Raw genomic sequence first — 12796 nt, forward strand, 5'->3', positions numbered from 1 at the left:
GTTCCAAGACTGAGTGGTAGCGTTAAGTATGTCTGGTCTAAACGCTTGTAGTGCTTGTAACCACACAGACGCCCGAAGCACAAACATACCTGCATTCCAATAATAACCGCCTTCGTCAAGATATTGCTGTGCGGTAGCGGCCTTGGGCTTTTCAACAAAGCGTCTCACCGTCATCGGCGATTGGTCTGAATTGGCATGGGCTTGGATATAACCGTAACCAGTTTCTGGCGTGTTCGGCGTGATGCCAAGTATCACGATTAAACCTTCTGCGGCCAGTCGAATTGCCTGACGCATGACATCAGCAAAGGCCTCAGAGTGGGTTACGGTTTGATCAGCTGGAGTGACGACAAGGACAGGGTCTTCATCATTTGCGTACGCTGCTAAGGCAGCCAGCGTCAATGCAGGCGCTGTGTTGCGCCCTACCGGCTCCAATAAAGCAGTGCCGAAGTCGATGCCAATTTCACGCAATTGCTCTGCTGCAAGAAATCGATACTCTTCGCCGGTGACGATGATGGGTTTGGCAACTTCAATATCGGTCACACCAAGTGCAGTGAGTCTCAGTGCGGCTTGTTGAAACATACTCTCATTGCCAGTAAGCGAGAGAAATTGCTTTGGAAATCCCGCACGAGAGAGCGGCCACAGACGGGTACCTGAGCCACCACACAAAATAACGGGCTGTGCCTTGATCAAGTTTGTCATGAGACGGCCCCGTACATCAAGGCCTCTTGTTGGAAACGCCATGTACTTTCGCACATATCTTCCAAGCCGCGTTTTGGTTTCCAACTCAATAGCTCAGCAGCTTTTTGAGTATTGGTATAGCACTCTGCTACATCGCCTGCGCGACGCGCGACTACTTTATAAGGCACAGTTCGTTTGGATGCTTTTTCAAACGCCTGGATCATGTCGAGCACGCTGTATCCCTTCCCAGTGCCAAGGTTAATCGCATACCACCCAGCGGTTTGCACTAAAAAATTCAATGCAGCTGCATGCCCCTCTGCCAAGTCCATGACATGGATGTAGTCCCTCACACCAGTTCCATCAGGTGTGGGGTAATCATTGCCAAAAACGCTCAATGCAGGCCGCTGACCTGCGGCCACCTGAGTGATGAACGGCATGAGGTTGTTGGGCGCCCCGTGAGGATTCTCGCCAATAAGCCCACTTTCATGCGCGCCTACGGGATTGAAATAACGAAGGCAGGCAATCCGCCACCCGGCGTCTGATACTGCAACATCGTTCAACATTTCTTCAATTTGAAGCTTGCTTCGGCCATACGGATTGATGGCACTGGTTGGATGGTTCTCGTCTAGAGGTAAATACTTGGGTTGGCCGTAAACGGTCGCACTGCTGCTAAAGATAAGTGTCTTGACGCTTTGCGCCTGCATGGCTTGAAGCAAACTGATCGTACCCTGGACATTGTTGACGTAATAGTCAACGGGTTTTCCAACAGACTCCCCCACAGCTTTCAACCCCGCAAAGTGAATAACGGCATCAATCCTATGGGACTCAAGCGTAGTTGCAAGCAAGTTGTTATCGCACACATCGCCTTTAACGAAAGGTATTTGTTGCTGGGTGATCTGCGCGAGCTTTATCAACACGGATTCGCTGCTGTTTGATAAGTTGTCATAGAGGACAACTTGATGACCAAGCTTAGACAGCACAAGAGCCGCATGGCTACCGATATAGCCAGTTCCGCCCGTAATCAACAGCCTACTCACCAGTTCGCCCCAAATAGATCGCGTGTGAACCCTCACATTCGACATCGGCAAGCGCTGGCGTATGGCGATTAGCAATGACCAGGTCGGCCTCGAGCTTGAGCCGGGCCAAGTCGTTTTCCATGGGCGAGTTGTAAAACTCTGCTTCCTTCAACATAGACTCATAGACAATGACTTCGATGCCCTTGCCTTGTCGCGCTTGATAAAGCCCTGGATGCTAGAAACACGGAAGTTGTCCGAACAAGACTTCATAATGAGCCGGTAAACGCTCACCACGCTTGGCCTGCGCTTGAGCAAATCCTCGATGTCGGCATCCTCGATCGGCGATTTCTGGCGATTCAGCATCGCCAATTTTCCAGGTACCATGTCCACGCAAACCACTTCGTTTTGCTACGCCAGCAACACGCCGCTCGACAGGCCAACGTAATCGGTGCCGGCGATGGCAATTTTCAAAGAGCGTCACCCTCAACAGAATTAATCTCGATTTTCAGCACCTCGATTTCGGCCTGAAGCTTTTCATACTCAGCCACCTTCCGCCTGAAAAACTCTGCCGTCAGCTTCGACTTCTCAACCACCCCGGCTGGCGTCAGGATATAAATATAGCGCAGCTTGTTCTTGTGCTGGCTGAAATTTTGCATTTTGACCAAACCCTTTTGCACCAGGGCTTGGAAGCAGTAATTGATGCTACCCAGACTGATGCCCAACTGCTGGGCTAAGGCGCGCTGACTCACCGCCGGTGTTTGCTCTAAACGCCGCAGCACTTCAAACTGGATTTCTGCTTGGAAACCAGCCAATTTCGAAGGTTGAGGTAAGGGGTTCAAGGTGATTTAGGCACGCTACCGCCGCGCTGTTGCACGATCAGCAAGCGCGCTTGGTAGTCTGACAGAGGCTTTATCACGATAACAAGCCTAAAATGAACATTATCGTTCATCAGATGAACGCAGTGTACCATGTTCAACTCTGCGCACAAGCTGTATAAAATAAATTTATAGTACTTTTAGGTCTTTGCTGAAAACTACTTCATTTTTTAAGGAATTTTTCATGGTTATCTTCGACACAAGAAGGCCAGAAGCGGGCAAATCCCCAATATGACTGGAATTAATAGCCCTTACGAGCCACCATTGGACCCAGATGTAGTATTGTCAAAGCTAAGTGCGCGCTTAGAAGAAGCGGCTGAATCGATTGGTAATTTGTTGTAAGGCTGTTCCTCATATTTTCCCGCCGATAGTCTTTTTAATCTACGCTTTTTTTCAGTTGGAGATAGTTGCGATACGACAACAGCGTTTTGTTCCTGTTTTGCTTGCTGTAGCTTCTTTCGGATTTCTTCTAATCGTGATTAGCAATGCCAATGTTCGCCACGCGTCGTGACGTTTGGTCTATTGTCAAGTTTGTTCAGGCACTTGCTTGGTCGCAAATACGTAAACCACTTGATCCTTCCAAAAAGGTTGCCAGTAACTTTCTTTTACTTCAAACCCATTGTCAGTAATCAACTTTAAGAGATTTATGTAGGTCGGGTGCCAAGTATGAAAATCTTTGTATTTTTCGATACCGATTAAGTAGAGCACTTCTTTAATCATGTCCTTTGCCCACCTAATAAAAGGTTTACGACCACTTTTACCTCCCTCCACGTATAGCCCCACTATAAGTCCTCCGTTCAATTTTAAGACTCGATTTGCCTCTTTCAGCGCTAAATCGGGGACTTGAACGTGATCTAACATTGACCGCATGTGTACATAGTCAAAGCTGTCTGATTGAAAGGGAAGAAACTCTGCTAAAGCACCGATAAAATTTAATCGTTTTGACAGGCATTTATAGGCTTCTTTTCTGGCATGGGGGATTTTGAAAACTGCCTCAAGATAAGGGTCGACTGAAACAAATCTACAATCTTCACTCAAAAATTCTCGAACCATCCCCGTGAGGCCGCCGACATCAAGAATGTCGCCATCCATCTTGTAGTGTTCATAAATGGGACGATCGTATTCGATTTCTTTCTTATAGGCATTCACTTGATTGTTGTAACCTTCGCCGCTCGCCTCCCATCGTTCGTAAACTTCTTGACCCACTTCCCAATCGCTATAGCCGTATGTATTTTTTAAAAAAACTCTTGCGTCGATAATTCCATTTATATGCTTGAAATTATCAAGTAGGGTGGGTTTCTTAGTAATAGGGTCAGCGAGTATTTTTAACACCCAGTCTTCCAAATCTATCAAGGATTTTTTATTTTGAGTCATTTCTATTCCTCTATTTTCGAATCATAGATGAAATAATTTCAATAGCTATGACAATCTATCAGCCGCCATTGTTGCTGTGAGCTTGCTGTAGTGTCGCTCAATCATTGCGGCACTATTGCCCATCTGCTTCGCCAGCGTGTGTAAATCCGTTTTGTTTTCTATAAGGTCGAATGTAGCATAAGTGTGTCGCAACGAATATAAAGTGCGTGTCTGTCCCTCTCCGTTCTTTTCTAACCCACTATCACGCATCAATCTTCTAAATGTGCCATTCAAACTGGGCGGTTGATAGCCGTTGCTAAATGTAAAGAGTTTGTGTGCTGTGCGTAGTCGTAGATGCTTTGCGAGTGTCATTACGCAAAGTAGGGCAGCGTGTTGCTAAAGTGCGGAGAGCGTAAATTATTTTTGCGCACGCAAAGAGCAAAATTTTGTACAAGCACAAAACAAAACACCGCAGTCTTTCGACTACGGTGTATATATGGTGGCCCGGGGCGGAATTGAACCACCGACACAAGGATTTTCAATCCTCTGCTCTACCGACTGAGCTACCGGGCCATCACCCGTTGGCGAGCAACATTCGTACCACTTGCGACCAATGCGGAGCAACGGAGTTTACATCAAAATTAAATTTTCGCCAAAAAGACTGTTAACACTCATATACAAAGGACCAAATTAGGGGACGACATAAAGCCGCCCCCATTTGACCGAGCTCAACTAGCTTTAGTGCCCGGATGCGACCCCAGCACCACGGGGCACACGTATATCATTAACCAGAGCTTGAATGTGCGCCGGAGGAGGAGCAGTAACCTTAGAAATAAGCCAGGCCGAACCAAAATTAAGTAACGCTCCAACCGCACCAAAGGCTTCCGGCTGAATTCCAAACAGCCAATTATCAGGAATGTTAGGTAGGTTGTTTGTTCCTGGGATAAAGAACCATCCCTTAAATACAAAAATGTATATCAACGTACTTAACAGACCGACAACCATACCCACAATCGCCCCTTGGCTATTCATGCGTTTACTAAAGATGCCCATCATTAACGCTGGAAATATCGATGCAGCCGCCAGACCAAAAGCTAAAGCAACGACCTCAGCCGCAAACCCTGGCGGATGTAGCCCAAGGTAGGCTGCCACCCCAATTGCAACAGCCATAGAAATTCGAGCTGCCATCAACTCAGTTTTTTCGGATATGTCAGGGGCGAACACCCCCTTCATAAGATCATGGGAAATCGAGGAGGAAATTGCTAAGAGCAAACCAGCAGCAGTAGACAAAGCCGCCGCGAGACCACCAGCAACCACTAAAGCCACCACCCAGTTGGGTAGATTGGCAATTTCTGGGTTTGCCAGAACCATGATATCTTTGTCAATATTAACTAACTCATTACCATTCCAGCCATACTCCTTGGCAGTTTCCGCGAAATCTGCGTTTTTATCGTTGTAATACTGAATACGACCATCCCCATTCTTGTCTTCGAACTGCAGCAGGCCAGTCTTCTCCCATTTTTTAAACCATTCTGGGCGCTCCTCATAGATCAGATTACTTTCTGGCTTCCCAGTTTCGCCCGGCTGAATGGTATTGATGAGATTAAAGAATGCCATCGCGCCTATTGCCGGAGCGGTTGTATATAGAATCGCAATAAACACTAAGGCCCATCCTGCGGAAGAGCGTGCATCTTTAACTTTTGGCACCGTAAAGAAACGAACGAGCACATGTGGTAATCCCGCAGTTCCGATCATCAATGACAACGTCAACGCAATCATATTAAGCGACGTTCCTTTTTGGATTGTGTATTCAGCAAATCCGATCTCCGCTAACACTTGATCAAGTTTCGCAAGTAGTGGAGTACCGTCCGCGACTGAACCACCAAGGCCTAACTGAGGAATCGGGTTACCCGTAATCTGTAGCGAAATAAAGACTGCGGGTACCGTGTACGCAAATATAAGGACAACATATTGAGCAATTTGGGTGTACGTAATCCCTTTCATGCCGCCCAGCACTGCATAGAAAAATACGATTGCCATGCCAGCCATTAAACCAACGGTGTAATCCACTTCTAAGAATCGAGAAAAAACAACACCTACACCCTTCATCTGACCAATCACATAAGTCAGCGACGTTAAGATCAAACAAATGACCGCAACAATGCGCGCCGCCTTTGAGTAATAACGATCGCCAATAAACTCTGGCACGGTAAACTTCCCGAATTTCCTTAGATACGGCGCGAGAAGCAGTGCGAGGAGCACATACCCACCCGTCCAACCCATCAAATAAACAGAGGCGTCATAGCCGTTAAAGGCAATCAGCCCAGCCATTGAAATAAATGATGCAGCAGACATCCAATCAGCCGCCGTCGCCATGCCATTTAGTACCGGATTAACACCCTTTCCCGCCACATAGAAGTCACTGGTATTATTTGCTCGAGTCGCAATCGCGATTAAGATATACAACACAAAGGTGGCTCCGACAACAAGCCAAGTAACAGTATTGAGATCCACATCAGCCTCCTTATTGTTCGTCTACATCAAATTCACGATCCAAACGATTCATGTGTTTAACGTAGTAGAAGATTAAAATTAGAAAGACGTAAATCGATCCTTGTTGCGCGAACCAAAAACCTAACGGGTAGCCACCAATTGAAATGGCGTTAAGTTGATCAACAAGAATAATCCCGAACAAGTAAGAACAGACAAACCATACCGCTAGACATTTCAAAATAGTGCTCACATTTGCTCGCCAATAGTCTTGACTGCTTTCCATATCCCCCCCCTATATTTGTAACAACGTCATATTTTTTATATTTATAACCCTAGAAGATATTAACACCCTAACTACAATGCGCTCATCTTAAAGTAAGGGCAAAAAAAACGCCCGATATAAAATCAGGCGTTTTCGTTGGAGCTATACTACCGATGACTTACATCATGCCACCCATACCACCCATACCACCCATACCGCCCATATCTGGCATACCACCAGCATTTTCCTTAGGGGCTTCAGCAACCATAGCATCCGTAGTTAGGATCAAAGCAGCCACCGAAGCAGCATTTTGAAGCGCAGTACGAGTTACTTTGGTCGGATCCAGCACGCCCATCTCAAACATATCGCCGTATACCCCGGTAGCTGCGTTGTACCCAATGTTGCCTTTAGCCTCTAAGACCTTATTAAGGACAACAGACGCCTCATCACCAGCATTGCTAACAATCGTTCGAAGAGGCTCTTCTAGAGCGCGAACCACGATACGAATACCTGCGTCTTGATCAGAATTGTCACCCTTAAGCTGATCTACAGCCTTTCGAGCTCGAACATACGCAGTACCACCACCAGCAACAATACCCTCTTCAACCGCGGCACGTGTAGCGTGCAGTGCGTCTTCAACACGCGCTTTTTTCTCCTTCATTTCCACTTCAGTCGCTGCGCCAACCTTAATGAGCGCGACTCCACCTGCAAGCTTGGCCACGCGCTCTTGTAGCTTCTCACGATCGTAGTCACTTGAGGACTCCTCAATTTGACTTCGAATGGCTTTAACGCGCCCTTCAATAGCAGCCGCCTGTCCAGCGCCGTCAATGATTGTGGTTTCCTCTTTGCCGATCTCAATTTTCTTAGCTTGGCCCAAATTTTCAAGCGTTACTTTCTCAAGACTTAAACCAACCTCTTCGGCAATAACGGTGCCACCAGTAAGAATTGCAATGTCTTCAAGCATCGCCTTACGACGATCACCAAAGCCTGGCGCCTTAACAGCTGCCACTTTCAAGATGCCACGAATGTTATTTACTACAAGTGTTGCAAGCGCTTCGCCCTCAACATCCTCAGCGACAATCAGTAGTGGCCGACCCGACTTGGACACTTGCTCCAAAACTGGAAGCAACTCTCGAATATTTGAGACTTTCTTATCGTGTAGCAAAACGTATGGGTTGTCTAAGTTAACCATCTGCTTATCCGCATTGTTCACGAAATAAGGAGACAGGTAACCACGGTCAAACTGCATACCCTCAACGACCTCAAGCTCACTTTCGAGACCCGACCCATCTTCAACAGTAATCACGCCCTCTTTGCCCACCTTATCCATTGCATCAGCAATAATCTGACCAATTTCTGAGTCCGCATTGGCAGAAATAGCGCCAACCTGCGCAATTTCTTTACTGGTGGTGCAAGGCTTAGAGTTTTTCTTAAGCTCTGCGACAACAGCCGTAACAGCTTTATCAATCCCTCTTTTAAGATCCATAGGATTCATGCCTGCCGCGACGAATTTCATACCTTCTTGAACGATAGATTGAGCAAGGACGGTTGCTGTCGTGGTTCCATCACCCGCAACGTCAGACGTTTTTGATGCAACTTCCCTCACCATCTGAGCGCCCATATTTTCAAACCTATCTTTGAGCTCAATTTCTTTCGCTACGGAAACACCATCCTTTGTAATCGTTGGCGCGCCGAACGAACGCTCGAGCACAACGTTGCGCCCTTTAGGGCCTAAGGTAACTTTAACTGCATCCGCTAACACATTCACTCCAGCAACAATTTTTGCTCGAGCGGCGTCGTGAAACTTTACTTCTTTAGCTGCCATGATTTAACTCCTTAAAACTTTTAATGATTCGATGTGAATTAGGACGAGGGTCTTATTCGAGGACGCCCATGATGTCTTCCTCGCGCATGACGAGAAGCTCTTCACCATCGACTTTAACGGTTTGACCCGAGTATTTACCGAATATAATCTTGTTGCCAGGTTTGACGTCTAACGCTCTAATCTTGCCATCATCAAGAACTTTGCCGGTACCGACTGCAATTACTTCACCGGTATCTGGCTTCTCAGCGGCAGAATCAGGAATAACAATACCCGAAGCAGTTGTGCGTTCTTCTTCCAGTCGCTTGACGATCACTCGATCGTGCAGAGGGCGAATTTTCATATGTTGTGTCTCCTAAAAACTTATGTTTATTATTAAAAGTACTCCAATTTGCCCAATACCAATGTGCAATTAGAAAAATCTTTCAACTGCGAATCTTATTAGCACTCGGCATCTGTGAGTGCTAATGATATGGGATCAGATTGTCACTTTTCAAGTGGTAGACTAGTAATATTGCTAATATTGATGGTATTAAATGAACAATTATCAAAATAAGTGTGTACTCACTAATCAAAAAAACCAATAATAACATAGTAGCCACCTCCTATTTAACGTGCGATGATGGCCCGGTGAATATTGTTAAGGTTATGAATCGATTTCTACTCATTCTCGCACTTGTCATACCCCAACCCTCATTTGGGGAACCACTAAACCTTCCTGAAACGCTCAAAGAACAGCTCAAAAAGCTCGTAACAGAATATCCCAGTGAATTCGGAGTCCGGATCGATGACATCGCGCGGGGTGAGACGGTATTTGCGGGAAATCAAGATGCGCCGCTTAATCCCGCTTCCGTCATGAAGTTAGTGACCACGAAAGCAGCCATAGATCTTCTTGGGGTAGGGTTTCGATGGAAAACCGAAATATTGATAGACGGGGCACTCCAAGGCAAATCACTGACTGGTGATCTATATTTTCGTGGTGGGGGCGATCCCACTCTTGATCTGATGCGATTTAAATCACTTTTAAAAAACATTTATGATCTCGGGATTCACTCCATTAATGGGAATGTCTACGTCGATCGTTCGATTTTTCCCACTGAAAGACACGATCCCAGTCTATTTGATAATGAGCCATGGAGGCCTTACAACGCGGGACCTGACGCCCTACTAATTAATGCAAATGTTTTTGATGTCCGTTTTATTCCAAATCAAGAAACGAAAACAGTGGATCTCATCAGTTCACCATCGAATATCAACATCATTAATGAACTTAAATTAGTAGATCAACCCTGCACAAAGTGGCCCAAGAAGCCCGTAATCATGCAAGGCCAAATCGTTTTCCAAGGCGCATACCCTGCCTCATGCGGTATAAAACAGCGTCAATATAATTTTCTGGCTCCTTCGGTTTATTTTGAAAACATATTTCTGACTGAGTGGACAGCACTTGGGGGAGTGATAAACGGACAGATTCTTGACAAAACGACACCAGAATCGGCTCAGGAGCTCCTGAGCATACAGTCCGAACCGCTGGCCTCGGCCCTTCGCTTGACAAACAAATGGAGCAGTAATGTGGCCGCTCGTAATATTTTTCTAACGTTATCACTACAACCGAATACGGCCTCCGATATTGCGGCATCACGCTCAATCATCAACGACTGGGCAATAAAACGCGGATTTAACACCGAAGGATTCTTTATTGACAATGGGTCAGGGTTATCTCGGAGCGCGCGAGTCTCCGCCTCATTAATATCAGAAATTTTGAATGCTGCATGGATTGACGCATCCATGCCAGAATTCGTCTCGTCTTTTTCTATTCCCGGCGTTGACGGCACACTGGAAACTCGTTTTACCCATAGCATAGTGAATGCCAGAGCCCATCTCAAAACAGGCTCTCTAGAAGACGTGCGTTCTATTGCTGGGTATCTTCATTTATCTAACGGCCGAACACTTTCTATTGTTATCATTATGAATAGTGGCACGTTGACGAAAAATCCAGAGACACTCGAACATCTTGTCGAATCTTTATACGACACGCAATGAATACCGAATCAGAGCCGGTTGACGCCAAAATTAAACCTCCTATGCCATAATCAGCCGCACACACCAACTCATATAGATCTATGAAAAATATTGACGTTGTCATTCTTGCTGCAGGCAAAGGCACTCGAATGAATTCGACAAAACCAAAAGTGATGCACCGGCTCGCCGGAAAGCCCCTCTTAGACCATGTCATCGAGACAGCAAAAAAAATAAACCCTACGCAAGTCATCATCGTCGTGGGGCATGAGGAAGCCGCCATCCGCGAACACTATGCGACGACCCTGGTGACATTTGTATCGCAAAAACAGCAACTTGGCACGGGACACGCAGTCGCACAAGCGATCGACCACCTAACCTCGTCAAAAACTCTCATATTGATGGGTGATGTGCCCTGCGTTCGAGAAGAATCGATCCAGCAGCTAACACAATGTGATGCAGACGTTGTCGTACTGACACAAATAGTTGACGATCCCACGGGCTATGGTCGCATACTTCGAACTGCGGCTGGGCGACCCTCAAAGATCGTCGAAGAAAAAGATGCCAACCCAAATGAAAAATTGGTTCTAGAAATTAATACTGGCATTTTTTGTGTTAACACAGAACTACTTAAAAAATTTCTGAGTACCCTCAAAAACAGTAATGCAAAAGGGGAGTACTACCTAACCGACCTCATTGAGTTCGCCTCACGTGCGCGCGCATCTGTAGAGACGGTACAGCCATCCTTAGATTTCGAAGCAAACGGTGTGAATAGCAAACGACAATTAGCCGAACTGGAACGACGTTACCAACTTGAGCTCGCTCATGAGCTCATGGAATCAGGGGTAACAATTTCAGACCCAAGACGCATTGACATACGCGGAACGCTCGCGTGTGATACTGATGTGTCCATTGATGTCGGTTGCGTGTTTGAAGGCGAGGTACACCTAGGAAAAAATGTCACGATTGAGGCTAACGTAATCATTAAAGACTCTGTAATTAAAGATGGCACCACGATAAGGGCCTTCTCACATATTGAAGGTGGGTTAATTGGTAGCCAAAATGAAATTGGTCCTTACGCGAGAATTCGTCCCGGTACAGAGTCGCAAACTCAGGTAAAAATTGGTAACTTCGTGGAAGTAAAAGCAGTCACAATTGGCGCTGGATCAAAAGCAAACCATCTTGCATATCTTGGAGATGCCAAAATTGGATCATCCGTTAACGTTGGCGCGGGAACCATCACTTGTAATTATGATGGCGCAAACAAACACCAAACCACTCTAGAAGATAACGTATTCATTGGCTCTGACACCCAACTCATCGCGCCAGTCACCATCGGAGCTGGAAGCACCGTTGCCGCAGGAAGTACGATCACTAAGGATGTGCCGCCCGGAGGTCTAGCTTTATCTCGAGTGAAACAAACGTTCATTGCAGATTGGAAGCGACCAACAAAAACAAAGTCAACAAAATAAAAATCATAATAACTGCAAGGTAAAACATCAAGATGTGTGGAATCGTCGGTGCCGTCTCAACTAAAGATATAGTTCCCTTTTTAATTGATGGGCTACTGAAACTCGAATATCGTGGCTACGACTCGGCGGGACTAGCAGTCATTAATGATAAGTTGGAACGGATCCGAAATGCCGGTCGCGTGAGCGAGCTTTCCAGTAAAGTGAAGTCTCTCAACATGCGGTCGAGCCTGGGTATAGCCCACACCCGCTGGGCTACACATGGCGCCCCTATAGAACGAAATGCACACCCACACATCAGTCGCGATGGTATCGCGCTCGTGCACAATGGCATCATTGAAAATCATGAATTGCTCAAGCAATCGCTGATGAAAGAAGGTTATAAATTCACGTCCGATACAGACAGTGAAGTCATCGCTCACCTGATACACAAATATATTCAAAGCACCCCGAATCTACTCTCCGCAGTACGCTGCGCAGTTGCAGACTTGGTGGGCGCCTTCGCATTAGCAATTATTAACGAACAATCTAAAGACCGGATTATTCTCGCGCGACGAGGGGCTCCATTATTAGTTGGCTTGGGTGATGACGAATTTTACTGCGCGAGTGACGCTTCTGCCCTTTTAAACCGCACCAAAAAAATGATCTTCATGGAAGACGGAGACCTCGCAGAAATTACCATCAATGGGCCAATATTTTTTGATGCCGTAGGAGCCGTTGTTAAACGTACAGTTTACGAAAGTGACCTTTCCGCTGACCAGGTCGAATTAGGTCAGTTCAAACATTACATGCAAAAAGAAATTTTTGAACAA

The 12796-nt window shown here is 46.2% G+C and carries 14 protein-coding genes and 1 tRNA gene; 4 read left to right on the top strand and 11 right to left on the bottom strand.

Features of this window, described 5'->3' with window-relative positions:
* The 4 genes from O3A65_08555 to O3A65_08570 all read right to left on the bottom strand — a co-directional run.
* Positions 1–699: sugar phosphate nucleotidyltransferase (locus tag O3A65_08555; protein MDA1332511.1), on the bottom strand; the 699-nt coding region annotated here is incomplete at its 3' end.
* Positions 696–1760, bottom strand: a complete 1065-nt coding sequence (gene galE / locus O3A65_08560) for a UDP-glucose 4-epimerase GalE (protein ID MDA1332512.1) — start codon at positions 1758–1760, stop codon at positions 696–698. The genes O3A65_08555 and galE, both read right to left, overlap by 4 nt.
* Positions 1761–1929: 169 nt before the next feature.
* On the bottom strand, positions 1930–2175 hold the full coding sequence (locus O3A65_08565) for a hypothetical protein (protein MDA1332513.1): 246 nt from the start codon (positions 2173–2175) through the stop codon (positions 1930–1932).
* Positions 2162–2506, bottom strand: a complete 345-nt coding sequence (locus tag O3A65_08570; protein MDA1332514.1) for a MarR family EPS-associated transcriptional regulator — start codon at positions 2504–2506, stop codon at positions 2162–2164. The genes O3A65_08565 and O3A65_08570 overlap by 14 nt, the downstream gene beginning before the upstream one ends.
* 240 nt (positions 2507–2746) lie before the next feature.
* On the opposite strand from O3A65_08570, the gene O3A65_08575 reads away from it, so the two are divergent.
* Positions 2747–2911: an adenylyl-sulfate kinase gene (locus O3A65_08575; GenBank protein ID MDA1332515.1), complete on the top strand. Its 165-nt coding sequence runs from the start codon at positions 2747–2749 to the stop codon at positions 2909–2911.
* Positions 2912–3094: 183 nt separating this feature from the next.
* Here the strand turns inward: O3A65_08575 and O3A65_08580 are convergent, their stop codons facing one another.
* The 7 genes from O3A65_08580 to groES form a co-directional block, all read right to left on the bottom strand.
* Positions 3095–3943, bottom strand: a complete 849-nt coding sequence (locus O3A65_08580) for a class I SAM-dependent methyltransferase (GenBank protein ID MDA1332516.1) — start codon at positions 3941–3943, stop codon at positions 3095–3097.
* Positions 3944–3988: 45 nt separating this feature from the next.
* Complete coding sequence (locus O3A65_08585) at positions 3989–4192, bottom strand: hypothetical protein (protein ID MDA1332517.1); 204 nt, start codon at positions 4190–4192, stop codon at positions 3989–3991.
* Positions 4193–4419: 227 nt separating this feature from the next.
* A tRNA-Phe gene (locus O3A65_08590) sits at positions 4420–4495 on the bottom strand.
* Positions 4496–4660: 165 nt separating this feature from the next.
* Positions 4661–6436 (bottom strand): cation acetate symporter, encoded by a 1776-nt coding sequence (locus O3A65_08595; protein ID MDA1332518.1) that lies wholly within the window; start codon positions 6434–6436, stop codon positions 4661–4663.
* Between the two features lie 10 nt (positions 6437–6446).
* On the bottom strand, positions 6447–6698 hold the full coding sequence (locus O3A65_08600) for a DUF4212 domain-containing protein (GenBank protein ID MDA1332519.1): 252 nt from the start codon (positions 6696–6698) through the stop codon (positions 6447–6449).
* 157 nt (positions 6699–6855) lie between these two features.
* Entirely contained in the window at positions 6856–8502 is a 1647-nt protein-coding gene (gene groL, locus O3A65_08605) for a chaperonin GroEL (protein MDA1332520.1), read from the bottom strand.
* 52 nt (positions 8503–8554) lie between these two features.
* Entirely contained in the window at positions 8555–8842 is a 288-nt protein-coding gene (groES, locus tag O3A65_08610; GenBank protein ID MDA1332521.1) for a co-chaperone GroES, read from the bottom strand.
* A gap of 305 nt (positions 8843–9147) precedes the next feature.
* On the opposite strand from groES, the gene dacB reads away from it, so the two are divergent.
* The 3 genes from dacB to O3A65_08625 all read left to right on the top strand — a co-directional run.
* Complete coding sequence (dacB, locus tag O3A65_08615) at positions 9148–10539, top strand: D-alanyl-D-alanine carboxypeptidase/D-alanyl-D-alanine-endopeptidase (protein ID MDA1332522.1); 1392 nt, start codon at positions 9148–9150, stop codon at positions 10537–10539.
* Positions 10540–10628: 89 nt separating this feature from the next.
* Entirely contained in the window at positions 10629–11987 is a 1359-nt protein-coding gene (glmU, locus tag O3A65_08620; GenBank protein ID MDA1332523.1) for a bifunctional UDP-N-acetylglucosamine diphosphorylase/glucosamine-1-phosphate N-acetyltransferase GlmU, read from the top strand.
* Between the two features lie 32 nt (positions 11988–12019).
* On the top strand, positions 12020–12796 hold a 777-nt coding region (locus tag O3A65_08625), incomplete at its 3' end, for a class II glutamine amidotransferase (protein MDA1332524.1).

Source organism: Pseudomonadota bacterium (genome assembly GCA_027624715.1).
Taxonomy (GTDB): domain Bacteria; phylum Pseudomonadota; class Gammaproteobacteria; order Burkholderiales; family Eutrophovitaceae; genus Eutrophovita.

Bases quoted from the DNA above. Each gene is read 5' to 3' on its own strand.
- groL (MDA1332520.1), bottom strand. From the start codon at position 8,502: ATGGCAGCTAAAGAAGTAAAGTTTCACGACGCCGCTCGAGCAAAAATT.
- galE (MDA1332512.1), bottom strand. From the start codon at position 1,760: ATGTCGAATGTGAGGGTTCACACGCGATCTATTTGGGGCGAACTGGTG.
- groES (MDA1332521.1), bottom strand. From the start codon at position 8,842: ATGAAAATTCGCCCTCTGCACGATCGAGTGATCGTCAAGCGACTGGAA.
- O3A65_08585 (MDA1332517.1), bottom strand. From the start codon at position 4,192: ATGCGTGATAGTGGGTTAGAAAAGAACGGAGAGGGACAGACACGCACT.
- dacB (MDA1332522.1), top strand. From the start codon at position 9,148: ATGAATCGATTTCTACTCATTCTCGCACTTGTCATACCCCAACCCTCA.
- O3A65_08600 (MDA1332519.1), bottom strand. From the start codon at position 6,698: ATGGAAAGCAGTCAAGACTATTGGCGAGCAAATGTGAGCACTATTTTG.
- O3A65_08580 (MDA1332516.1), bottom strand. From the start codon at position 3,943: ATGACTCAAAATAAAAAATCCTTGATAGATTTGGAAGACTGGGTGTTA.